This is a genomic window from Paenibacillus sp. S-12 (genome assembly GCF_030363895.1).
Taxonomy (GTDB): Bacteria; Bacillota; Bacilli; order Paenibacillales; family Paenibacillaceae; genus Paenibacillus_B; species Paenibacillus_B alvei.
On record NZ_JASIUF010000018.1, the window covers coordinates 123396 to 148153 of the forward strand.

21 protein-coding genes and 5 tRNA genes are annotated in these 24758 nt (G+C 46.2%); 3 read left to right on the forward strand and 23 right to left on the reverse strand.

All coding sequences use genetic code 11. The features are described from left to right. Window positions 1-86: 86 nt before the first annotated feature. From NO352_RS17960 to NO352_RS18000, 9 genes are all read right to left on the reverse strand, one after another. Complete coding sequence (locus NO352_RS17960) at window positions 87-1538, reverse strand: serine hydrolase domain-containing protein (protein ID WP_163975516.1); 1452 nt, start codon at window positions 1536-1538, stop codon at window positions 87-89. A gap of 613 nt (window positions 1539-2151) precedes the next feature. Continuing rightward, window positions 2152-2237 (reverse strand) — tRNA-Leu (locus NO352_RS17965). 49 nt (window positions 2238-2286) lie between these two features. Continuing rightward, window positions 2287-2362, reverse strand: a tRNA-Lys gene (locus NO352_RS17970). Window positions 2363-2411: 49 nt separating this feature from the next. Continuing rightward, a tRNA-Glu gene (locus NO352_RS17975) sits at window positions 2412-2486 on the reverse strand. A gap of 196 nt (window positions 2487-2682) precedes the next feature. Beyond that, window positions 2683-4065, reverse strand: a complete 1383-nt coding sequence (gene mgtE, locus NO352_RS17980) for a magnesium transporter (RefSeq protein ID WP_483311850.1) — start codon at window positions 4063-4065, stop codon at window positions 2683-2685. Window positions 4066-4403: 338 nt separating this feature from the next. Beyond that, window positions 4404-4492, reverse strand: a tRNA-Ser gene (locus NO352_RS17985). Window positions 4493-4497: 5 nt separating this feature from the next. After that, window positions 4498-4573 (reverse strand) — tRNA-Asn (locus NO352_RS17990). Window positions 4574-4650: 77 nt separating this feature from the next. Beyond that, complete coding sequence (locus NO352_RS17995) at window positions 4651-5484, reverse strand: uroporphyrinogen-III synthase (RefSeq protein ID WP_289356343.1); 834 nt, start codon at window positions 5482-5484, stop codon at window positions 4651-4653. 87 nt (window positions 5485-5571) lie between these two features. Beyond that, window positions 5572-6054 (reverse strand): SprT family protein, encoded by a 483-nt coding sequence (locus tag NO352_RS18000; protein WP_289356466.1) that lies wholly within the window; start codon window positions 6052-6054, stop codon window positions 5572-5574. Between the two features lie 233 nt (window positions 6055-6287). On the opposite strand from NO352_RS18000, the gene cmpA reads away from it, so the two are divergent. Continuing rightward, window positions 6288-6407 carry a cortex morphogenetic protein CmpA gene (gene cmpA / locus NO352_RS18005; RefSeq protein WP_085981353.1) on the forward strand — a complete coding sequence of 40 codons (120 nt, stop codon included), beginning with the start codon at window positions 6288-6290 and terminating at the stop codon, window positions 6405-6407. Window positions 6408-6607: 200 nt separating this feature from the next. Here the strand turns inward: cmpA and NO352_RS18010 are convergent, their stop codons facing one another. The 5 genes from NO352_RS18010 to NO352_RS18030 all read right to left on the reverse strand — a co-directional run bounded on the left by NO352_RS18010 (window position 6608) and on the right by NO352_RS18030 (window position 12668). Next, window positions 6608-8836, reverse strand: a complete 2229-nt coding sequence (locus NO352_RS18010) for a Tex family protein (RefSeq protein WP_289356344.1) — start codon at window positions 8834-8836, stop codon at window positions 6608-6610. Between the two features lie 318 nt (window positions 8837-9154). Beyond that, a complete protein-coding gene (locus NO352_RS18015; RefSeq protein WP_019422581.1) occupies window positions 9155-9505 on the reverse strand; it encodes a type II toxin-antitoxin system PemK/MazF family toxin in 351 nt (116 codons plus the stop codon). Between the two features lie 3 nt (window positions 9506-9508). Next, window positions 9509-9790 carry a CopG family ribbon-helix-helix protein gene (locus NO352_RS18020; RefSeq protein ID WP_019422582.1) on the reverse strand — a complete coding sequence of 94 codons (282 nt, stop codon included), beginning with the start codon at window positions 9788-9790 and terminating at the stop codon, window positions 9509-9511. A gap of 264 nt (window positions 9791-10054) precedes the next feature. Further along, window positions 10055-11254, reverse strand: a complete 1200-nt coding sequence (gene alr / locus NO352_RS18025; RefSeq protein ID WP_289356467.1) for an alanine racemase — start codon at window positions 11252-11254, stop codon at window positions 10055-10057. Between the two features lie 232 nt (window positions 11255-11486). Then, window positions 11487-12668 carry an outer membrane lipoprotein-sorting protein gene (locus NO352_RS18030; protein ID WP_289356346.1) on the reverse strand — a complete coding sequence of 394 codons (1182 nt, stop codon included), beginning with the start codon at window positions 12666-12668 and terminating at the stop codon, window positions 11487-11489. A 174-nt stretch (window positions 12669-12842) separates the two neighbouring features. Here NO352_RS18030 and NO352_RS18035 point away from each other — a divergent pair, with 174 nt between their 5' ends. Continuing rightward, window positions 12843-13586 carry a M50 family metallopeptidase gene (locus tag NO352_RS18035; protein WP_171419847.1) on the forward strand — a complete coding sequence of 248 codons (744 nt, stop codon included), beginning with the start codon at window positions 12843-12845 and terminating at the stop codon, window positions 13584-13586. A 283-nt stretch (window positions 13587-13869) separates the two neighbouring features. On the opposite strand, the gene NO352_RS18040 is transcribed toward NO352_RS18035, so the two are convergent. The 9 genes from NO352_RS18040 to NO352_RS18080 form a co-directional block, all read right to left on the reverse strand. Continuing rightward, window positions 13870-14790: an N-acetylglucosamine kinase gene (locus NO352_RS18040; protein WP_289356348.1), complete on the reverse strand. Its 921-nt coding sequence runs from the start codon at window positions 14788-14790 to the stop codon at window positions 13870-13872. 41 nt (window positions 14791-14831) lie between these two features. Further along, the gene (locus NO352_RS18045) at window positions 14832-15974 is read right to left on the reverse strand and encodes an exo-beta-N-acetylmuramidase NamZ family protein (protein ID WP_289356349.1); all 1143 of its coding nucleotides are present in this window, start codon (window positions 15972-15974) and stop codon (window positions 14832-14834) included. A gap of 34 nt (window positions 15975-16008) precedes the next feature. Continuing rightward, on the reverse strand, window positions 16009-16713 hold the full coding sequence (locus tag NO352_RS18050; RefSeq protein WP_289356351.1) for a PIG-L deacetylase family protein: 705 nt from the start codon (window positions 16711-16713) through the stop codon (window positions 16009-16011). A gap of 2 nt (window positions 16714-16715) precedes the next feature. Then, on the reverse strand, window positions 16716-17684 hold the full coding sequence (locus NO352_RS18055; protein ID WP_289356352.1) for a GNAT family N-acetyltransferase: 969 nt from the start codon (window positions 17682-17684) through the stop codon (window positions 16716-16718). Window positions 17685-18020: 336 nt separating this feature from the next. Beyond that, a complete protein-coding gene (locus tag NO352_RS18060) occupies window positions 18021-18881 on the reverse strand; it encodes a carbohydrate ABC transporter permease (RefSeq protein ID WP_289356353.1) in 861 nt (286 codons plus the stop codon). A gap of 20 nt (window positions 18882-18901) precedes the next feature. Continuing rightward, on the reverse strand, window positions 18902-19804 hold the full coding sequence (locus NO352_RS18065; protein ID WP_289356355.1) for a carbohydrate ABC transporter permease: 903 nt from the start codon (window positions 19802-19804) through the stop codon (window positions 18902-18904). Window positions 19805-19894: 90 nt separating this feature from the next. Beyond that, a complete protein-coding gene (locus NO352_RS18070; protein ID WP_289356356.1) occupies window positions 19895-21322 on the reverse strand; it encodes an ABC transporter substrate-binding protein in 1428 nt (475 codons plus the stop codon). A 38-nt stretch (window positions 21323-21360) separates the two neighbouring features. Beyond that, the gene (gene murQ / locus NO352_RS18075; RefSeq protein WP_289356357.1) at window positions 21361-22275 is read right to left on the reverse strand and encodes an N-acetylmuramic acid 6-phosphate etherase; all 915 of its coding nucleotides are present in this window, start codon (window positions 22273-22275) and stop codon (window positions 21361-21363) included. A gap of 194 nt (window positions 22276-22469) precedes the next feature. After that, window positions 22470-23330 (reverse strand): MurR/RpiR family transcriptional regulator, encoded by an 861-nt coding sequence (locus tag NO352_RS18080; protein ID WP_005543938.1) that lies wholly within the window; start codon window positions 23328-23330, stop codon window positions 22470-22472. A 323-nt stretch (window positions 23331-23653) separates the two neighbouring features. Between NO352_RS18080 and NO352_RS18085 the strand changes: the two genes are divergently transcribed. Then, on the forward strand, window positions 23654-24715 hold the full coding sequence (locus NO352_RS18085; RefSeq protein WP_005543940.1) for an oxidoreductase: 1062 nt from the start codon (window positions 23654-23656) through the stop codon (window positions 24713-24715). The last annotated feature ends 43 nt before the right edge of the window (window positions 24716-24758 follow it).

Consider the following 24758-nt stretch of genomic DNA (forward strand, 5'->3'; position numbering starts at 1 on the left):
GTGCTCGGGCACTCCCTTCTAGCTGGTATTGTATCTTATCAAATGTTTACTTCACATTATGCCAATAAGGCGAACGAACAAAATGCTTATTTTCGGAGCGAGGCATTATATCGGTGAGTGTATACAAACCATGTAATGCTTGCTGTTAATAATGCCGACGAAATCAAAGCTGTAAGAACACTATATGTTTGCCAAATAAGTATCGTTGACCAATCTAATGCACAGCACATTATACACAGGGCAATCGTAGCAATCAGCAAAATAACTGTTACCATTATTCGCTTTTTTGTCATTGGCTGCCGCTCATTCGTTTTCCTTCTGCGTAATCCTAAGAGAAAGAACAGAACGGCCAATAGGCAAAGAATAATTGTGGTGGACGATAAAATGATGTCCAAAAGCTGTGTGCCGCTTATTTCATATGACTGCGTTAGATTGCCGTCTAATATATCTTTAACTTTTAGTACCATGCTTCTATTGATATTTGCGCCGTTGGTCAGCAAGCAGACGGCTGTTCGTTCATTTGGCAGTATGGCCACTTCGGTTCCGAAATTGGGATTGCCCCCTGGGTGCTCTATAATCGTTTGGTTGGCGTTTACCGACCAGCCCGCCGCATAATACATTTCGTTGACAGCCGGAACAGACATATCACCCTGATGTGATTTTTCGATAACCGTATGGAATATTTCGGGTATGTCCTGCACAATACCCATCTGTATGCCCATCCAACGCGCCATATCTTTTGTACAAGAAATAATGTAGCCTGCGGGTTTATTCCCGGAATAATCCGGCGCGTTATATGGAGTTGTCATAAAAAAGGAAGAACGGTAGCCCTGTGCCAACTGTCCGGTGGCTTGAGCATCTTCTTTATAAACATACGTCTGGTGAAGACCTAACGGCTGAAATACCTGTTCCCTCATAAAGTCTTCATAGCTTTGTCCCGACACAATCTCAATAACCAAACCCAATACGTCATAATTAACGGTTCCATAGTTATACTGTTCACCGGGAGGGAACGCCAACTCAGCATCTACCAGCATTTCCACAGTCTTTTGCAGCAAATCTGGCGTATTGCCTTGTGGAATATTTTGAGTATGCCTACCATTTGTTAGGCCGCTAGTATGGTGAAGAAAGTTATTGAGTGTAAGGCTTTGCATATCAACAGGTTTCCCTTGATACTTTAACGTAAACCAAGGTAAATATTTTTGGACAGTGTCAGTCATTGACAGCAGCCCTTGCTCTTCCAACAGCAGAATACCCATGCCGGTAAAAGCTTTACTGACCGAGGCCAACTCATATAGTGTATTTTCACTTGCAGACAACCCACTTTCACGGTCTGCATACCCGGAAGAAAAGTAGAACACTTCATCATCAGCAAGTATTGAGATTGACATTCCCGGCACACCTGATATACGAGAGGCATCATCCAGCAACGCTTGTATTGCCGTAGATTGCGTATCTGACAACGACGCATAACTTTGTGTTGCGAATCCTGAGAATAATATAAGTATCGTTAATACAAAAACAATAGTCTTTTTCATAAACTCTCCATTTCGAAAAATCTATGCGAGGATAATATAAACAACCCGTAGTACGCCTTATCCGCAAAATGTGTCATTTCACTATATTTAATATAGATGTTCAATGATCAGATTACTATTGTAAACTTCACATTCTTATGGATATTATTTTTAGGAACACAAAAAGACCCATCTGCTTCATCAGCAGAAGGGTCAATTGTCTGAAAGTATTCCTCAACGTTCTCATCAAAGGTTAACTGGATCTCTTCAATCTGTTTCGTTACAAAATCCTATTTATTTATAATATTATACATACAATCTTTAATCCTCAACATATATACCTTCGCAGTTTGGCCATTAGAATTGCACCGGTAATTAATTAAGCTAACGGGAAACGTTAGTTAAACATAAAGGGTTCCACATATTAGTCATGCATAATATGTAGAACCCTTTATTTTATTTGATTTCCTTAAGTTTAGGTCTTGATAATTTTCAGTCTAAATCTTTATTTTCTTCTGACACTCGAATCTGAAACGTAAAAAATATAAGATCATAGCGGTATGTGATTAGCCGCATTTCTTCTTAGACAAACAAAAAAACCCTTATGTATCAAGGGTTTGTAGCTCTTAGATTATGGTGCGGTAGAGAGGACTCGAACCTCCACGGGCGTACGCCCACTACCCCCTCAAGATAGCGTGTCTGCCATTCCACCACTACCGCACGTATTTTGGGAAGGATGTCTACCGACATCTCAACCGAGGAATAAAACTGGTGAGCCATGAAGGACTCGAACCTTCGACACCCTGATTAAAAGTCAGGTGCTCTACCAACTGAGCTAATGGCTCATGGTGCAAGAACATTGCTGTTCGCCATGTCACTCCAACAAGATTGAAGTGGTGACCCGTAGGGGATTCGAACCCCTGTTACCTCCGTGAAAGGGAGGTGTCTTAACCCCTTGACCAACGGGCCATATCGTTATTGTTTCTTACTTTTTTCTCATCACCTCTCGGCGACAATTAAGAGTATATCAAACGATACGACCGTTGACAAGCCTTTTTTCAAAAAAAATTTTATTACCACATTTAGGTATGATTTTTGCTGGGTTTTGCAGCTTATTTCTAAGAGCAAAAGGGAAGCTGGTCACCCTTTTACTGTTCCCATTTTTTTAAAGTAAATATGACAAAAACAAGGTAGCTGTTCCGAAATATACAGTCAGTGAAAAGATATCATTCAATGTTGTAATAAGCGGCCCTGACGCCACAGCTGGATCCAACTTCAGTCGGTACAACAAGATAGGAATGACGGTTCCCGCCATTGTACCGATAATGACCGTCAGAAATAATGAGCAGCCCACAACAAGTCCAAGCGATAAGCTTCCCTGCCATATCCCCGCTACTAGCGCAACAGCCGAACCACAGACGGTTCCAATAATAAGACCAACAAACAGCTCACGCCACAACAGCCTCGTAACTGTCCCCTTATCTAAATGCTCGGAGGCAAGTCCCCGAATTACGACCGCCAGCGATTGAGTTCCCGTATTCCCTGTCATCCCCGCAATCATCGGCATAAAGAAAGTCAATGCGACAACCTTCTGCAGTGTCCCTTCAAACCAACTAATAATGCTTCCTGACACAAGACCCAGAAACAGTAGCATGATAAGCCAGGGAAGCCGACGCCTGGCCGCAGTGAGTGGATTCGTGCGGAAATCGATCGTCTTATCGGTCGCGGACAACTTATTAATATCTTCATGCGCTTCTTCACGCAAAACATCAATGACGTCATCAACGGTTACAATCCCGAGCAACTTATCATCCGGATCTACAACAGGCATCGACAAGAAGTCATATTGCTCGAAAAGTCTCGCCACTTCTTCCTGATCCGTATCCACGGTGACAGAGATAACCTTCTCATTCATAAGCGATTGAATCGTGTCTGTCTCAGGCGCCAGTACCAGCTCGCGATAGGTCAGCGTGCCGACAAGCTGTTTTTGCTCATTAACCACATATAGATAGTGGACGTTCTTTGTCATCTCCGAGAACGCTTTTACCTTTTCGACCGCTTCACGCACTGTATAACGCTCATAGAACCAAACATAGCGGTTCGTCATCAAACCGCCGGCTGTTTCCGGCTCATAGGTCATCAGACGGCGTACAGTGTCGCTCTCCTCACGCTCCATAAGCGACAACAGGAATTCCTGCTCTTCTACACTTACCGCAGCCATCATGTCCGCCAAGTCGTCATTGTCCATCCGGTTCAATACATCTGCCGCACGCTGACGGCCGAGCATCTGGAACGCTTCCAATTGAAGCTCCGGAGTCAATTCACGAATCATCTCGGTTAGCTGGCCGACATCAAGTGCCTCAAGCAGCCGCGAGCGCTGTGACAAATCCACATGGCGATAGACAACCGCCAAGTCATACGGGTGCCAATAACGCAGCGCATATTTCACTTCATCAACAGATCCTTGCAAAATGCGTGCTGCTTCATCTATGATCTCATCAATATTATACGATGCAGAATCCTTCTCTTTTCCCGAATCAGGCTTCATATTTTTCTTTTCATCCCAAGCTTGTTTATTACGTTTGTTACCCATTCGTTTGTTTGCCATTACCTCACCCCCCACAACCTCAAGCCGTATATGGTGTTATTCGATCGGATGCACCTCATCCGCTATTAACTACAATAAACGCTCCGCTCATCGACCGAAACATGATTGGTTCATCTGCGCACTCCCATAGCCTTAATAGTGTATGAAAAAAAGCAAGGAATAAACGTGAATATTCACGATTATTCCTTGCTTTTATACATATCAATTCAACGATTCAATTTAGGTTTAGGTATTATAAAACAAAAAAAATCCCTTACGGGATCTTGTCTGTACCATTATGGCGGAGAGAGAGGGATTCGAACCCTCGCGGCTGTTACACCCTAACGCTTTAGCAAAGCGCCCCCTTCGGCCTCTTGGGTACCTCTCCAGAAATGGCTCCCCGAACAGGACTCGAACCTGTGACAACTCGATTAACAGTCGAGTGCTCTACCAACTGAGCTATCAGGGAATGACATATATTAATTTATCATGAATTCAGTAACCTGTCAACACATAATAAAAAAATTATAGCACCAATATCTTGAATTAAGGATTTACACTCCGTTCATTTGAATCAAACCAACGAGATAAGGCTACGATTAAAGCTCCCATTCGCTCTTCCTCTGGAACTAACATACGTGTTATCCCCTCATCTGCTGCCGCTGCTGCTGTCACTTTGCCCACCATAGCCAGCAAGGTCCGCTCTTGAAACACTTGGCGAAGCTTATCAGCGATCCCCGCTTCCTTCGCATAGGCGAACAGGAAACGAATTTGAGGAGCACTCGTGATAGCAACTGCATCAATCCGACCCTCCAGCAGCTCCGAGGCGAACTGCTTCAACACCGCTTCATCCGGCGGAATATGACGGTAAGGCATCAATTCTATGGGTTGTGCGCCCGCATGATGTAGAAATTCATTAAGCAGAGGTGCAGGATCGCCATGAAGCTGCAGTGCAACGCATGAATCATGCCATTGCTCTACTCCATGTGCAGTCATCGCTCGTACCAACCCGACCGTAGATCCGTCATCGTCGCGCACGTCAGGCACGATCCCAAGCCGCTTCAGTGCATTAACGGTCTTATAACCGCGGGCAGCATGCTGAATTTGCCTCATTTTAGCTAGAAATGCCTCTTCCTTCTTGGCTTCACGCGCAGCCTCCAGCAGCTTATCAAGCCCCATGCCGGTCGTCCAGATTGCCCATTGTATTGGCGACTCCAGCAGCTTATCCACTTCAGCAGCTAAATGCTCAAACTGTTCGAATATCGTCCCCTGCGTCGGTCGAACGAGCGGCGTTCCTCCTTGCTTGACAATAAGCAAAGACATTTCCTCCGCTTTGCGTGGGCCTGTAAGTGCAATTACTTTTCCCTCACATTTCGGCACGGCAATACCTCCTCAGAATCTGAATCTGTATTATGAATCCACAAGTCATTCAAGCTTCCGATCGCATTATAGGTCTATATACCTCGATTACCGCTTCTTCGCTTGTTCCGTGAGAGGCTGTAGCCTCAACTTGCCATGACAGCGACCACATACATACTTGCGAATATCAACCTTCCGCTTGCGCATATAAGCCTGTCCACACTGCACACATTCCAGTCGGTATCGATAAGGGGCTTGACGCCTGCGTACAACATCCGGAAGCGATTTGCAAAATCTTGAGCCACCTACCGCTTGCAGCAGTTGGCGAAAGTCTGCATCCCGGTGCTTGTACCCTTTCCCTTCAATATGCAAATGATAGTGGCACAACTCATGCTTAATAATACGTTCTACCTCATCTGTGCCATTTTGCTCCAGCTGCTTTGGATTAATCTCAATATCGTGCGTACGCAGCAAGTAACGGCCTCCTGTTGATTTCAAGCGCGAATTGTAACGCGCCTTATGCCGAAAGGGTTTCCCAAAATCACGAAGCGATATGAGTTCAACCCATGCTTGCAGCTTCTCATCTGTCATCTCCATTCTCCCTTTCAGCTTGCCGATCATCTGTATCGTTCCTAAGCTAGCTAAAATCTATAATTTGCTTCGGGGTATGCCTACATTGTATCGAGAATGGAGGTGCTCCACAACAAGAAGACCGAAGCATGACATCCTAGGTGCAAATTGCGGACCTGCACCAAACGTGGCCTTCGCCCATAAGATAGCGTTACAACGACGAATCTCTCGTCCCGGTCGAAGGAGGGATACTCATGCCGCAATGGTTATGCAACCAGTTAATGCGCGCCTTCAATAAGAAGGATCGCCGTCAAATTAAACTGTTGAATGAGTGTTGGTTTTTTTACCGTTCGAAGCCGCGTACGCATATGTAGATGGCTCCGTTCTTTACGTAACTTGCCGAAACAGAAAGCCAAGCCCTAAACCTACCATCGCCTATATGCAAAAACCCCCGATCGAGTACAAAACGACGTCTGCTTGCAAAAGCTGATACTGTCCTATTTCTCTCATCGGGGGCTAATCATCATGTTGTTACCAATTTATACTTCATTGCAATGCTGCGGTGTCTGTCTGTTTATTGCTGCGGCCCCTTCATCGTAAGACCGACACGGCCCTTCTTCGTGTCCACTTGAAGTACCCATACTGTAACGTTGTCGCCAACAGACACAACATCCAGCGGATGCTTCACATAGCGGTCGCTAAGCTGTGAAATATGCACAAGTCCATCATTTTTGATGCCGATATCGACGAACGCGCCAAAATCAATGACATTGCGAACCGTTCCCTTCAACTCCATCCCCGGCTTCAAATCCTCGATTTGCAGCACGTCTGTGCGGAATATAGGAGGCGCCAGCTCCTCGCGCGGATCGCGTCCTGGCCGCAATAAGCTGTCAATAATATCTTTCAAGGTAGGGATACCAACCTCCAGCTTCTCCGCCAGTTTTTCTACATTCGCCCCACTTAGCGCTTGAGAAAGCGCAGGCGTGCCAATGTCTTCTGCTCGGAGCCCGGTAAGCGCGAACAGACGATCGACTACACCATACGACTCGGGGTGAATCGGCGTCCTATCAAGCGGAAGATCGCCATCCGGAATACGTAGAAATCCTACACATTGCTCAAATGCCTTCGGCCCCAAGCGCGGCACTTTCTGCAACTGCTTGCGAACCGTGAACTTCCCGTTCTCTTCCCGATACTTCACAATATTCTTAGCCAGTGTCGCATTAATGCCAGATACATAAGACAGCAGGGACGGTGAAGCTGTATTTACATCGACACCGACATGGTTAACCGCCGATTCCACGACTGCCCCCAAGCTTTCTTCAAGCCGCTTAGGCGCTACATCATGTTGATATTGGCCTACACCAATCGCTTTAGGCTCAATCTTAACGAGTTCTGCAAGCGGATCCTGCATGCGGCGAGCAATGGAGACAGCGCTTCGCTCCGCAACATCCAGCGCCGGGAATTCTTCCTGAGCCAGCTTAGAGGCTGAGTACACACTCGCACCAGCTTCATTGACGATAACATATTGTATCCCCGCTCCTCCGCCTGGACGAGACTTCATCCAATTCGCGACAAATTGCTCGGTTTCACGAGACGCGGTTCCGTTTCCAATCACGACTAGCTCTACCCCGTATTTGTCTGCAAGTCGGCTGAATATCTGTTCAGCTTCGGCTGTCTTGTGGTGAGGGGCAGTTGGATAAGTCACAGCCACCTCCAGTAGCTTGCCGGTATCATCCACGACACACAGCTTGCATCCTGTCCGGAAGGCGGGATCAACACCCAAAACAGTCTTTCCCTTCACTGGAGGCTGCAGCAGCAGGCTTCGCAAGTTCTGTGCAAACACTTGAATTGCTTGCTCCTCCGCTTTATCAGTCAACTCATTACGAACATCACGCTCAATTGACGGTGCAATAAGACGCTTATATGCATCCTCAATTGTCGTCTTCAACAACGAGGTCACGACAGAGTCCCGCTGTATGACTTTCCGCTCCATAAAAGCCAATACCTGCTCCACAGGCACATCTAATGACACTTTCAATATATCTTCGCGCTCACCGCGATTAATGGCCAATATCCGATGTGAAGGCAGCTTCCGAACCGGCTCTGTATAGTCATAGTACATCTCGTATACCGATTCCTGATCCTTATCCTTCGCTTCCGTACGAACCACGCCTTGGTCAAATGTGAATTTGCGCACCCAAACTCTTACATTGGGTTCATCACCAATCATTTCCGCAATGATATCAAGTGCGCCTTGAACTGCATCCTCCGGTGTCGGAACACCGGCTTCTTCATTCACATAAGCTGCTGCTTCAGCTAACGCACTGCCCTGCTTCGGAAATGTCATAATCCAGCTCGCTAGTGGCTCCAATCCTCGTTCCTTCGCTACACTCGCCCGCGTCTTCCGCTTCTGGCGGTATGGACGGTATAAGTCTTCGACCTCTTGCAGCTTAGAAGCACTGACAACCGCTTGCTGTAGGTCAGCCGATAGCTTGCCCTGCTCTGCAATAAGCCGCAGCACCTCACGCTTGCGATCCTCCAGCCCACGGACATATCCAAGCCGCTCTTCGAGCGAGCGAATCTGATTTTCATCCAGTTCACCTGTCATTTCCTTACGGTAGCGGGCGATGAACGGAATCGTATTGCCTTCATCAAGCAAACTAATCGTAGCATCTACCTGTTTCGGGCTAAGCGCTAATTCTTGAACCAATTGCTTGCGCAGCCGCTTCGGCTGTTCTGCAGCCATCTGTTCAAGCAAGGGTTCCAATGCAGTAATATCGATAACGGTTTCTTGTCCTGTCATTCGTTACATCCTTTCTGCAATCTGAATCTGCCCTTTATCTCTTGCAAGACTCATCCAGATATTATGTATCGCCGGAATGGAACTTGTCCTACATTCCTGTTCTCGAGTGTGTTTGTTCATTCTGCTTCTTCTTATTGTCGCAAAAATGAGCCCTATTTTCCAGAGCAAAGCTTGCATCGGCCAATTCCCCCGTTCCGCTGCACAAGTTCACTTTTCACCATGTCCTCCAGTTAGAATATCTTCTTATTAGGGTATCTTCCAAGCAAAGCAAAAAAGAACGAGGTAATCCCCGTCCTTCACTCATTCCGACTATAGATGTTAGAAATCAATCAAGCCTACACTAATCTGCAACCCTTCATCAACCTTGCGCATCGTTTCCTCATCTAAGTGCGTTATCTTATCTGTCAAACGCTGCTTATCGATCGTACGAATCTGTTCCAGCAATATGACCGAATCACGATCAAAGCCGTGGGTTTCCGCATCAATCTCGACATGGGTCGGCAATTTCGCCTTCTGGATCTGGGCTGTAATCGCCGCAACGATCACCGTTGGACTAAATCGGTTGCCAATATCGTTCTGTATGACGAGGACAGGTCGAACTCCTCCCTGTTCCGATCCAACGACGGGCGATAAATCCGCAAAAAAAACGTCGCCGCGCTTCACAATCAATGTTTACACCCCGCTAACCAAACGGCCGAGAGTGCCATCCGCATCTTCTTCCGCATAAAAAGCCTCCGATGCCATTGTGAGATTGATTTTAGCCATTTCCATATAACCGCGCTGCATCGATTCACGAATGTGCCGCTTCTTGCGTTCGTTTAAATATAATTTCATCGCTTGTCGGATGAACTCGCTCCGATTGGATTTCTCCATAGCGACGATGCCGTCCACTTCTTGTAATAATTGGTCGGGCAAGCTGATCATGATCCGTTTGGTGTTCTGAATATTAGCCACCTGTCCTCGCACCCCCAAAACCTTTCCTGCCTAGTTACCATTATGTCGATTCCGTAGAAAATTTATACAAAAGAATATATATGCCCAATGCAGACGAAGTATGTTGCAGCCTGCAACATGTTCATCTCTATAATCATCCACAGAGAGCCTCTCCATTTCATTCGCCCTTGATACACCAAAATCCTTCAAGTTCCGCAAAAAGTTTCGCGGTAAATGGTTCCATATGCCGAATCATTGGATATACAGCTCTGCAATCGGCTGTATCTATCCGATAAGGAGCGGATTCAACACCTTCACAACCTGACCATTTTCAATATATACGCGCGGTACACGATGTGCAATCATGCATGTCACCTCATAGTGTATCGTGCCAAACCATTCCGCTACCTCACCTGCTGATATACAGCCTTCACCCTGACGGCCAATAAGCACAACTTCCTCGCCGGCTTCAATTGTAGATGCCTCTTGACCTAAAGACAGCAAGGACAGCATGCATTGATCCATGCAAATATTGCCCACAACAGGAACTCGCTGCCCACGAATCAGCATTAAGGCTTTGCGCTGCAGCAAGCGTGAATAACCATCCGCGTAGCCGACTGGCATCGTTGCAATCCATTCCCCTTGCTTCGTCCAGTAATTCACTCCATAGCTGATTCCCTCTTTCTCAGGGACTTCTTTGCAGTGGCTGACAGCACTTTTCAAGCTAAGCACCGGCTCCAGTGCAATATACTTCTGATTCACCTCAGCGGATGGGTACAGACCGTACATACTAATACCTACACGCACCATATTGTCGCCCCAATTCGGCATATCAATGGTGGCTGCACTGTTGCTAGAATGAATGATCGGAACTGGAATTTCGTGTTCCTTCAATAAATTAATAACCAAGGCAAAACGATCGCGCTGTACTTGCGCATACGACTTATCTGCCTCATCCGCTGTCGCGAAGTGAGTAAATACCCCTTCTACCTCGACACCATGAATCGCTCTCAGCCGATTTATCACTTGGACAACATCCTCTGGATTGCGAATGCCTAAGCGACCCATGCCGGAGTCGACCTTGACGTGAACCTTCAATTTACGGTCATCATATTTCACCGACCATGTTGCTGCATGCTGCTCCAGCATTTGGATACATTCTTCGGAGAATATATTCAAGCTTATATCATACCTGAATGCCGCTTCGATTGCTTCGGGCGGCGTATATCCAAGTATCAATATCGGCGTATGGATGCCTGCCTTGCGCAGTTGAATCGCTTCCTCCATAAATGCCACATTCAAATAATCAACACCAAATTGTTCTGCGGCACGAGAAACTTCTACCGCACCATGTCCATATGCATTTGCCTTCACACATACGCTAAGCTTTGTAGAAGCAGGTACTGTGCTGCGGAATGCTTGCAAGTTCCGGCGCAATGCGTCTAATGAAATTTCTGCGCGCGTCGGGCGAAAATACGTCTCCAAGTCAACCACCCTCACCGTCTCTCGTTTCTCCCGTTCAATCGTCAATATCCTATGTTACTTGCCGTTCGGAAGACTGTCAACCAATGCAGACGGCGATTACCACCCTTTTCTAAGGAAATAAACACTTGTCTAGTCAGAATCATCCGATTCCTCTGCTGCAATGGCCGATACGCATGAACGCGGCCCCTATTCCATCAATTAGAATACGGACCGCGCACCTCAATACATTCGCCTATTTTCCTGGCTGGTCAACCATGGATTGTGCTATTTTTACCATTTCAGATGCCGGGAGATCGCTGCTTACGATGCGGTATTTGACGCCGTCATACATCCATGTGAGAGCCTTTTGCTCCTCGCCTGACAGCTGTCCAACCGTAAAGCCAAGGTTGAGACCTTCGCCAATTGGCATACCGGTTTCCATATCCTTCGGACGGGATTCCATAATCGTGAAGTTGTAAGTTCCTGAATATCGAATGGCAACAGCGTGCTCCTTACTGTCCGGAATTGCAGGTTCATCCTTCTTTGTTACCCCTTCCGGTAAATAAGATGGCTCAATAATACCGAACGGACCAAGCTCAGCCTCATCATTGCTGCGATCACTCGCTCCTGCATCAGAACCTGTCGTTTCCGAACCTGTTCCATCTGTCGTCCCAGATGAAGGCTCATCTCCAGGATGTTGAGGCTGCTGTTTAGAATCATCCACTTTCGCAGTCGTTTCCTTTGTATTTCCATCCGGAATCTTTGTTGCGTCTACAGTCGTGTCTGGAAGCGAGGAATTTTTCATACTCGTCATATTGCGCTGCATATCAAAGGAATCCTGATCGAACTTCTTGCTGAAGTCGAATTGATTGAATTTCATTTCCACGACAACCTTGGCTTCCGAATCCGTCACCTGTACTTGCTTCGGTGCATAACTGTCCTTGCTCAGCCATATTTTCTGGCGAACAAGAGAATCCGTCTGGTAATTGGCGGCCACTTCGAATACATAGTTATCTCCATCTGCAGTAAATTGACGCGCGTTATCGGACAGGATGCTGCGTACTAACGTTTGATACAGATATACCTGGCCTTGATTTTCCGGCCAATCGCTTTGGAAGCGGAAAATTTTATTCAAGCTTGGTGTCAAAACGAAGACGCCCTCTTTGTTGCGGAGTACAATTTGCGTAATATCCTTCTTTTCATTTTTCAGCTCGATCCGGTAGTACGACGGGTTTTGATACCATACCTCAACCCGGTATTCAAGCGGCTGCTGCCCTGAGTGCAGCGTCATCGTGCCGATGCCTGCATAGCTTTCCAATTTGCTCATTACCTTGTCCAGATCTTGAACCACCGCAGACGCATCCTTTTTGCCGCAACCAGCTACTAGGATCGCTACGCTCATCACGATGGCCAATACCCATGTGATCCGACGCATGAGATCATCCCCTCTGACATCAATATTCTTCGATTCGGTGTACTCCTCATCACTGATAACATGTCTATGTGGGAACTTGACCGATTATGCAGACTAGCATGACAAGCGTGACAAGTTATCTACATGAAATTTCCGTTTGCGGTTCAAGGAATACAGAATCAGGCGTCGAATATCATGAAGGAGGATAAAGAGAAGAAAATCATGCAGGATCAATTGAAGATTCAGGGAGAAGGGATCGCCATACGTTCTTGGACAAAAGTCATCTTATTTATTGCTGCTACCGCTTGCTTGACCCGGTTTATACCTTTCTCAAGCTTCTTTCGCAATGTAGATACGTTAATTCATGAGCTGTCTCATGCACTCGTTACGCTTGTACTCTCTGGTAAAGTGATGTACATTCATTTATTCAGCAATCAAAGCGGTGTTACCTATTCCGCATATACGTCAACATGGAAGGCGATTCCGATATCGCTCGCCGGCTACATCGGCGCTTCGTTATTTGCTGTACTGCTGTTCTATTTGCATGCTCGTAAGCAGGAGGCCGCGGGGCTTATCGCAATTGCATCCTTAGCGCTAATCAGCCTAATTCTGTTCGTTCGCAATGGGTATGGCATGATGTGGTGCGCAGGCTTCGTTGCACTGACAGGCCTCATCTGGCAGTTCGCTCCCCCATGGCTTAGAAGCGGCTACTATTTGCTAATCGCGTTCATCTGTCTAGTGGAATCGGTCATCAGCTCCGTATATCTGGTCTTCTTGTCCATAAGAATGCCGAATGGGGCAGGAGATGCCGCCAATCTCAGCCATGTCACCTACATTCCAGCCATTGTGTGGGCACTGCTGTTTGCTGCTATATCGTTATGGTGTGCCAGATGGTCCATGAGCATCTTATTCCGCGGCACACGAAAAGGAAGCATGTAATCTATTTCAATCAGAAAGGAGCTTCCAAGCATGAGTAGAACTCGATGCAGGAAAGCTCCTTTCTTTCATTAAATTGCTGCCTGACCGTTCTGTTTACATATAATATTTTGGATCTTTCTTGAAATTAGCTGAACGAACAGCACGGTGGTTCCCCGCCGCGTCCACATTGCCACATACAACAATAGAAAATCGCAGCTGCTTGCATCCTCTCATTAATAGAAGACACGATTCACCGCGATTTTGATACGATTGCATATGTTGCATTTCTAATAAACTCACCCTCCTAGGAGCAGGCCGCAAGCTTGGATAATGCCATCATTACTGCGCCATGCGCAGCATCCTTCTTCGGTGTAATGCAATCCATATTCGGATAACGTTCTTTTAGTATGTTTACGAAAGCATCTCGCACATTGCTGTTCTTCAGCAGCACGCTTCCTGCCATGGCGACCGTCCCTGACTGTAGAGACAGCTTCTCTACCACCGGGATAACAAGCTCACAGAGAGAGCTTGCCGCCTTACGAGCAATCTCTAGAGCTGCAGAATCACCTAGCTCACATGCCTGCGATAGTATCGGAGCAAGAGCTGCAATATCCTTCTTATTTGTCTGCTTGTCGTATACGAATCGAATTAATTGCTGCATCGATTCAATCCCCAACTGCTCCATTACCCTATCTGTAATCGGCGTTGCAGGTATGCGCCCGTCGTACGCCCGTACAACGATGGATAACAAGTCACGTCCGATGCTGTAGCCGCTACCCTCATCATCAATGAGATGGCCATAGCCGCCAGCGCGATGAGACTGACCCACTTCATTTCTCCCATAGCAAATAGATCCCGTGCCTGCAATGAGAATGATGCCATATTCACGGTTATGGGCGCCGTACAATGCCGTCTCTTGGTCGCCGGTAATGATGAGTCCGCCTTCATATCCGCAATCGCGGACAATGGCTTCGAGCCGAGTTACGACTGTCGGATTGCTGACTCCGGCTGCTCCGATGCACACCTGCGCACAGTTCCCAAGCCCGCCGCATACGCTTGCGATCGTCTCGAATATTTCTTGCAGACTTGCACGTACACTCGCTTCATCCTGACCATTAATATTAATAGCTCCAGATGTAAAGGCATGCACCGCCGTTCCTCGATCATCCGCAATCATTACTGCTGTCTTCGTACCGCCGCCGTCTAAGCCTGCTACGTATGTCAACGTACGCTCACATCCTTCATCTTCCTTGTAAAAACTGTTCTCTATTTATATAAATGATACTGCTGCTTCAGCATCGCAAATTCCCGACTTTCCTCACGGAATTGCTCGAGCATCGCTGGTACATCCAAAGATTCCTCTCGATACAGCTTGTCTCCGCAGAGCAAATCGATGAAAGGCCTGGAATTCTCCTTCACTGGCGGCAAAAAGGCAAACTGCTCATAGTTGTTCTTAATCGTGAACATTAGTTTAACGCCAGCTTCAAATGACTGAACCGCGCGATTGTCGAGCACATGAATTTGCACCCCGCCGCACTGCTCGCCTTCGAACTTCGAAAAGGACGGCTTGAAATAAACAGGCCGGAAAATAACGCCCGGCAGCTTCTGGCGGTTCATTTCATCTGCCAGCGTTTCTGCCTCAATGAAAGGCGCCCCGATGATTTCAAATGGCGCTGTTGTACCTCGGCCTTCCGATATGTTCGTCCCCTCAAATACACATGTACCTGGATAGAGAAGTGCTGAATCATAGCGCGGCAGCCCTAAAGATGGCATAACCCATGTTCTTCCTGTATTCGGGAACTGCATCGACCGCTCCCAGCCATCACAGCGAACGACATGCAGTTTGGCGTTCCAGTTCATCTGCTCGTTCGCCATCAGGGCAACCTCGCCTGCAGTCAAGCCATAACGAACGCACAATGGATAATTACCAACAAACGACTGAAAGCCCGCCTTCAGAATATTTCCTTCTACTGTATTACCGTCAAGCGGATTGATTCGATCCAATACGACGAACTCTTTGCCTGCCTTCGCGCAGTCTTCCAACGCATAGAGCATCGTGTATATGAACGTATAATAGCGTACGCCAACATCCTGTATATCGTAGACGACCAAGTCGACTTCGTCCAGCATCTCCTGACTGAGACGCTTGGAATCTTTGCGATATAAGCTATATACAGGCACGCCTGTAAATGGATCTGTATAGGTCTCAACCTGTACCCCTGCCGCTAGATCACCGCGAACCCCATGCTCTGGCGAGAACATCGCCACTAGGTTGAAGTTGTCATGTAAAATTTGAATTGTGGATTCAAATTGATTGTTCAATCCTGTTGGGGAGGTAATAAGGCCGACGCGTTTGCCTTTGAATATTTCAGAATATTCTCCAATACAATCAATACCGTTGCGGATCATAGGTGCCTCCTTATATGTGCGATTACTAGTCAATTTATAATTCCGATTTCCGTATGCACATCGTTTCTGCTGGAACCATAAACGTCTCCGCATATTGCTTCCGAGCCTCAATACCGCGTACCCGCGCCAAATGCTTGTAGTATTCCAGATACGGGAATGATTTGCTGCCTGTCACGAACCAATGCAGGGAAACTGCCTTGATCCACAGATCATAAGCCTCCTGCGAGAAATCGACGTATACATATGGCTTATAATCAACCGCATCTTCCCAATTTTCTGCATAATAGAGTGTAGAAGCGAAGAATGCGGGAAGTTCCCGCTCGAGCGATGCCAGCCCAGCGAAGAAGCGCGCATCATTCACGATGCGATGGGTCGTCATATGATCCTTGTGCATGCTGTTTTTAAAATGCGTAATAATGATGTTCGGACACATCTGACGAATAACGTCGCAAACTCTCAGACGCATTTCTTCATTGTCCTTCAGCTCGCCATCTGGAATATCGAATACAATCGCTTCACCGCCCAGCATTTCCGCGAACGCCTTCGCCTCATTCACCTTCTGCTCGCGATATTCCGCCATATTCTGTCCGGCCGGAACCCCTCGTTCCCCTGCTGTCAAAGCCAAGGTTACAATGCGGTCGCCCTTGAGTGCGTGGCTTGCCAATACACCACCCGCCGTCAACTCCATATCTCCCACATGACCACCAATTGCTAAAATCGTTCGTTGCTGCTCGCTCATACCTACAACTCCCTTCTCATGATTGAAAATTGTTTGACGGTCTGGAATCCCGCCTTCTCGTAAATGCGAAGCGCGGGGTTGGTGCTTCCTGTGAATAACGACATGTATTCCGTCCCAATGCTGCGGAATGCTTCACAAAGCTTGAAGAATAAAATGGTGCCAAGTCCATGTCCTTTATGATGGGGACTCACGCCAATGCCAGCAAAATATCCCCGACCGCTCTTCTGGCGAATGACTGGACCTGCGAAGCCAACTGCTTGGCCTTGATGCGCTGCAATCACTACGGGAACACCATCCGCAGTTGCTTGCCCAATCTCCTTGCGCCACAGCGGGTTGTTCAGCTCATTCAGCATGGCTGCGATCCCATTATGACGTACCCGATCATACAAACCGACGGTATAACCATCTGCCACTGCCGCTTGCTCCTTAGTAACGATTTGCTCAGGGATTTCGAACTCAGCCAAAGGCAGATACATCGCTTGTTGAACAGCTCGTTCCATGTAGCCTTGCCGCAGCAGAAATTGATGGAATTCACTGCCGATGGGTACTCCCGGCGCATTGTTATGCTCATGATGCAGCGTATTTGGAATATACCAAGGCAGCTTCATCGGGTTGAAGAACAGGATATCTGCCTGCTTCTTCCCAAGCTCACGAAAACGATGCTCTACCGCGTCCAGCAGTTGCTTGTAATGATCGTCTGAACTGCATTTGCGGGACAATACAACGCATGTGATATATCCGGCTGTATCGCCAAGCGGCAAGTCATCCCCAGTACAACCGCAGGCAAAGCCTTGTACACTGCCTTCATCATCAAGTAGAACGAATGTGTTCGCCGAATCGAAGTAAGGGTTAGAACGAAAGATGTCCTGGAAACTCACTACAGTAAGCTCTTTATATCCATCGCGAACTGCCTCTTCATTCCATAATGCAATAACGTCTTCCCTATATTTGTTATCCCATGTGACAAGCATGATCGCAGGACCTCCATTTAAACATTAAACCTTCATCGCAGCGATGAAGGTTCAGGATTAGATTGCAGGAGACTATAATCCAGTTCAAAAAGGTCGGTTTTCAGCACCGAGAAGATTGTCAGGAACTCGAAGCTAATGCTTCCGAAGTGAGTTTTGCTAAGAAAAACTTGTAAGGAGCAGCGCAGTGTAGGCGAGACTACATGAGCAGCTAAGATGTTTCCGAAGGAAACATACTTCGAAAGCAGACACTATTCGAGAGTGAGTGCACGATTCGATGCCGAATTACTTTCCATACACCTTCGTGATCAAAGGCGACCTTTTTGAAATTCCTCTTTATTAGCCTTTCACCGCACCTACGGTTACCCCTTGCAGGAAGTACTTCTGCAAGCTGAAGAAGAGAATAAACATAGGCAGCGCTGAGATTGTAGCACCTGCCATCATCGGCGAAAAGTATGTCGTGTTGGCAAATCTGAAGTTTTTAAGGCCTACCTGAATCGTCTGCATATCCATTGTATTCGTAACCAAGAATGGCCAGAAGAACGTATTCCAGCTATCCATAAATGTAAGAATCGCCATTACCGCGAGTACAGTCTTAGACAGCGGCAGAATAATTTTGAAGTACACTTGAAACTGATTGCAGCCTTCGATCTTCGCACATTCCAATACTTCATTCGGAATGCTGCTCATGAACTGCTTCGAAAGGAAAATATTATATACAGTAACGAGACCAGGCAAAATCAAAGCGCTGTACGTGTTTTGGATTTGAAAAATATTAACGATCAAGATGTACAACGGCACTTGTGTTACCTGATACGGAATCATCATCGCAACGAGAAGCAATGTAAACAATGCGGTTCTGCCCTTGAACTTAATTTTAGAGAAGGCATAGCCGGCCATACTTGCAAAGAACACGTTCGAAACTGTAACAACAGCCGCTACAAATAATGAGTTCAATAACCAGCGCAGTGAGTATTCACTGTAATCGAAGAAAAACTTATACGATTCAAAAGATATTTTAGATGGGAAGAGCGAGTAGCTCATCGCCCCTGCTTCGACGGGATCCCCGAAGGAAGAAATAATCATAAAATAAATAGGGAAGATCGTGGCCAAAGCAAATAACAAAAGTATGAATATGATGGCAGCGTTTCTCGTATGTTTAGCCGCCGGTTGTCCGTTATGCGGATTGTAGAGTGACATCGTTGGCTTCTCCCCTTTCCTTAATACTCCACGTCTTTACCCATAAATTTAAATTGCATGAACGAGATGATAGCAATGATTGCAGCCAACACGAGAGATTGTGCCGCAGCTTTACCGAATTCAAAATATTTGAATGCGTTGTCAAAGATGAGCAATCCGACCATTGTTGTCGAGTTGTCCGGGCCGCCGCCTGTCATCAGATAAGCGTTCTGGAATACTTGGAAAGAGCCGATAACGCCAGTTACCAACAAGAACAAGGTTGTTGGCTTCAAACAAGGAATGACAATGTACCACAGCTTCTGCAGGAAGGAAGCCCCGTCCAGCGCTGCTGCTTCATAATAGCTATCATCAATACCGAGCAATGCTGCCAAATAAATAATGATGCTTGTACCGTGGCTTGCCAGCCAGGACATCAAAACCAAAGAGAACATCGAAGTCGAGCTTGAGCCGAGCCAATTCAAATTGCTGATGCCGAACAGGCCTAGGAGCTGGTTCATAATACCGGTTTCCATCGGATCGAAGATCCACAGCCATACAACGGACATGGCAACGCCTGATGCAACTGCCGGCAAATAGTAAACGGCCTTGAACGTCGTTTGCAGCTTCTTGCTAAGCGGCAAGATGAGAATGGCGACCGCAAACGAGATCATCAATGCAACGGGAACGGTGAGTATCGTATATACAACCGTATTCTTGATAGACTTCCAAAAGAGCGGATCTTTAAAGGAAGAAATATAGTTATCGAATCCTATCCATGTAGATCCAAGCGGTTTATAATCCTGAAAACTGATGATAAAGGCACTTACGACCGGATATGCGGTAAAGACTGCAAATACAACCAATGCTACCGCGATAAACGCATATCCCCAACCGGAATCCCCTCTAATTTTCCGTCTTTTCAACGGCTTAGCTAATTGGGCCATAATGCGAAACCCCTTTCAATACGCAATGTCATAAACATTTTCGGATCGCCGTATGTTGATCCATGCAGCGATCCGAAGCTGACTACATTCTTAGTCCTTCACAATGCCGTCTTCACCAAATGTTGAAATGGCTGCTGATTTCACAGCATCATACATTTGCTCAGGTGTAATTTCATTGGCAATCAACGCTTGAAGCTTAGGCACAATGACTTCCGTTTCCATTTTAATCGCTTTTGCACCCAGGTCTGTTGGGATGTCTGGACGTGCAGGCGCTGCATGGCTAAGCAATGTTTGTACAGCCTTTTCATTGAACTCGTCTCTCTTGATTGGCATCTTTTCTGCTTCTTTTCTTGCCGATTGTGTAATGTGCGCTGCAAAGAGATCATTATTCGTTGTCGCTGCAACTTTACCGCTTGCAAGGAAGTATGCAGCTTTTACTACGTTCGCTTTATGCTCAGGCGTTGGCTCATTTTTTCCACGGAAGGTTACATAACCATCCACCGCGACAGTAGATTGCTGCTTCTGCCCTAAGAAGGTTGGAACCGGCAGAACGGTATATTGAACCGGAATACTGCCTTTTACTTCACTGCCATCTTTTTTTGCAATTTTTTCGTTGTTTTCGTTCGCGTTATTTTCGAAAGTTGCAAGACCTTTACCTGTAATCATGGTTTGCCCTGTCAGGAACATGTTCCAGCGCTTACCTGCGTCTACAGAGCTGAGCTCTTTCGGCATAGAGCCGTCATCAATGAGCGTGCGAATATCCTTCAGTACTTCCAAGAAGTTCTTGCTTGTGTATGCATACTTCAAATCTTTATCGAACGGATCAGGCATGCCTGCATTCTTAACCAGAATCCCCAAGTAGTCCTTTGAAGCTACGCCAGCCGTAGCGAATACGAAGCCATAGCGGGAAGTCTTGTCGCCTTCTTTTACGACACCTTTCTTCACAGCTTCGCGGAATTCATCAAACGTCCAGCCCTCTTGCTGAACTTTCTTCCAGTCGATTCCGGCTTTCTCCAAGAACTCTCTGTTGCCGCCCAATGCGTGAACCTCCATATATGCCGGGAAGCCATAGAGTCCGTCTCCGTTCTTCATGTATTCAAGCGGAACCTTATCATAATCCGCGATCATTTCAGGCGTTGCTACATCCTTAATATCCATCATCATTCCTTGCTGGATATATTTTGGAATACTGGCAGAGCCGATGAATGCAATATCCGGCGGGCTGCCCGCATTAACTTGTGTATCGAGCTTTTGCGTCACATCTTCCCAGCTTGCTGGCTCTATCTTCAGCGTCAGATCAGGATACAACTCGCTAAACTCCTTCTCCATTTGCTTGAAGTTGTCTTGGAACTTACCGGATACTGGCGGAAGCAAAGCTGTAATTGTGTCTTTGCCGCCCTTGCCTCCATTCGCCTGTTCTCCCGATTTTGCATCATTGGAACTTCCGCATGCCGACAGTAGGGAAATTGCCAAGGTAAAAGCACAGATGGACGCCAATACACGCATTCTTTTTCTCATTGATAAAGCCCCCCTCAAGGATATCGAATGAATGATTTCTATACCGCTTTTGTAAACGTGCCAATTGCTTTTTTTAAGCTGCCTTCACTTTGCTCTAATGCCCGTTCCGCTTCAGCAGCGTCAAGTCCTGTCTTAATCATCATGATGGCAAGCTTACAGCTCATGGAAGCGCTTTCTAAATAGCTGGTCGCTGTCTTCGCATCAACCCCTGTAGCCGCTTGGATAATCCGAACAGAACGATCACGCAACTTGATATTACTCGCTTTAAGATCCACCATCAAGTTATTAAAAGTCTTACCGAGTTTAACCATCGTGCAAGTTGTCAGCATATTCAGCACCAACTTCTGGGCTGTACCCGCTTTCAATCTTGTCGATCCCATAATGACTTCCGGTCCTACAACAGGTGAGATGCATACATCGCAGACGCTCTCTAGCTTGGATTGCTTATTATTCACAACGCCAATTGTCGCCGCTCCAATTTCGCGCGCCTTTCTTAGGGCCGCTATGACGAATTGTGCGCTTCCGCTCGCTGTGATGCCAATAACCACATCCTTGTCCGTCACGCCGCATCTCTCAATTAACGCCATTCCCTCCTCTGCATCATCCTCGCAGCCTTCAACGGCCCATCTCAGTGCAGTGTCTCCCCCAGCGATATGTCCTTGCACTAACGAAGGGTCAGTTCCGAAAGTGGGTGGACATTCTGAAGCGTCGAGGACGCCGATTCTGCCGGAAGATCCAGCCCCGACATAGAACATTTTACCGCCATTTTTGAGCGCATGGTGCAGGGTGTCAACCGCTTTCGAAATTTGCGGAATCTCTGCTGCAACCGCTTGCGGAACTTTCGAATCCTGCTCATTCATTAGGCGCAGCATCTGATCGGTTGTGCACTCGTCTATCACCAATGTCTCTGGATTGATTTCTTCTGTCGTTAGACCCGCCAGATACTCATCCATAGCCATCCTCCTATCCTGTTTTGTATAACTTTCTTATACACCCATCTTAGACCTAATTTTCATCATGGTCAACAGTTTTTGAAATAAAATTTTATTATAAAATAAATTATTGGTGTTTTATTTTTGTTTTTCAACAAAAAAAGACACCGGCGGTTATCCCCTTCCGATGTCTGTCATTACATCCTGATGCTGCATCAACGATGTTTGCTGGCCAATATATTATGTGTTTTCGTCAAATATTTCTTCACATTCTTATATTCCGCACTTGCTACTCCCGCAAAGAGAATATCGATTACCGTCAGCATGGCGATCCGCGATCCCATCGCACCGCTGCGAATCGTTACCTCGGGTGTTGAGATGCTCAACACGATATCGGCGTTCTCTGCCAGCTCACTCTTCGTATACTTGGTTATTGCGATAACGCAGGCGCCATTTTTCTTGGCAATCTCTAAGGTATCCAAGATCTCGATCGTATCGCCTGAATTCGAGACAAAAATCGCAACATCGCCCTTATCAAGCAGTGTAGCCGCTGTTAATTGGCTGTGCCCGTCTGTATAAGCATGGCACATTTTGTTGATGCGCGAAAACTTCTGCTCGCCGTCGATTGCGACAAGTCCTGATGCGCCAATACCGAAGAACACAACCCGATTGCTCTCGCGCAGCACCTGCACGGCACGGGCGATTTCTTTCCGATCAATTACGCAAAGCGTATCCTCGATGGATTTACTATTGTTGCGCGAAATATTCGAGATGATCGTATCTAAATCATCCCCTGGTTGAATGTCCGTATACTGATCCTTTTGTTCATCATCCATCGATCCAATCGATGCGGAGATGCTGACAATAAAGCTGCGGTAGCCCGAGTACCCCATCGTTTTGCAGAAACGGAGCACGGAAGCATCACTCGTCTTCGTCAGCTGAGCCAAGTTCTTGATCGACAAATGCGGTATTTCTTCTAGGTTAGCGAGTACATACTCAGCCACGATTCGTTCTACTGGTGTAAGGCTATCCTTCATATCACGGATTTTGATTAAAATATTATCATGTATCGACATATGTCTATCCCTACTTATTCGGAAATTTTATTTCAAAATAAATCTATCATTTTGGTATTATATTTTATTCTAGCTTGCATCCAACCAGAATGCAATGACTTTCATCGCACAATTGTAAAATTTCCAAAATTTATACAGGTAAAGGTTTCAAAAAAAGGTAGCCTTTTTCATCCATTGCCTTGTTCACCATTTATATCGTTTTAAGTAACCAAAATAATTAGGTTTACCTTATTTATATAATTTCAAAAACAAAACTATATACTTTTATAAATATATATATATAATAAACATAAATAATATTTACGAAAAGGAAGTTACACAACATGACATTAACAATGGGCTTTATCGGGTTTGGTAAATCAGCCAACCGTTATCACTTACCTTACGTGAACACGCGTGAGCATATAAAGGTAAAAACAATTTTTGCTCGGCACGTGAACGAAGCATTAGCTGCTCCATATCGGAAAAAGGGGGTTAATTTCACCACTGATTTGGACGAATTATTGAACGACAATGAAATCCAATTAGTGACGATCTGTACGCCTGCACATACGCACTACGAATTGGCGAAAAAAGTGATACTTGCTGGAAAATCAGTTATCGTTGAAAAACCATTTTGCGATACAGTTGAACATGCGAAAGAATTACTAGCTTTAGGCCACGAAAAAGGTGTGGTCGTTATGCCTTACCAAAACCGCCGCTTCGATGGTGATTTCTTAGCTGTGAAGCAGGTTATTGAACAAGGTTTCCTTGGTGACATACTTGAAGTTGAATCGCATATTGATTACTTCCGTCCTGGTTCAATCAGCCGTGAAGGTTCGAAAGAAGAAGGTTCATTCTACGGTTTAGGGATTCATATGATGGATCGCTTGATTTCACTATTTGGCCGTCCGGATACGGTGACCTACGATATTCGCAATAATGAAGTGGAAGGTGCGGTTGATAACTATTTCGATGTTGATCTTCATTACGGATATCAATTAAAAATTAAACTTAAAACCAACCATGTTGTAGCAAAAGATTATCCGCGCTTTATCGTTCACGGAACAAACGGCTCATTCATCAAATACGGTGAAGATCAGCAGGAAAATGATCTGAAAGCAGGCATTATGCCTGAAAGTGCAGGCTTTGGTGAAGATTCGCCGATGTACTATGGTATTGCTAAATACCGCAACGCAAACGGTGACTGGATTGAAAAACAAATCAAAACTCCACTTGGCGATTACGGCCGTTTCTATGATGCAGCGTATGAAACTATCGTAAATGGCGCTTCAAAACTTGTAACAGACGAAGAAGCGATAACGAATATTGAAATCTTGGAAAACGGATTTGCTGCACCATCACCTTCTGTTTACAAGCTTGAGGCTCTACATGTGAACTACTAGAGGGCAGTTAAGAAAGGAAGTCCAGCTCAAAGGAGGCAGGGAA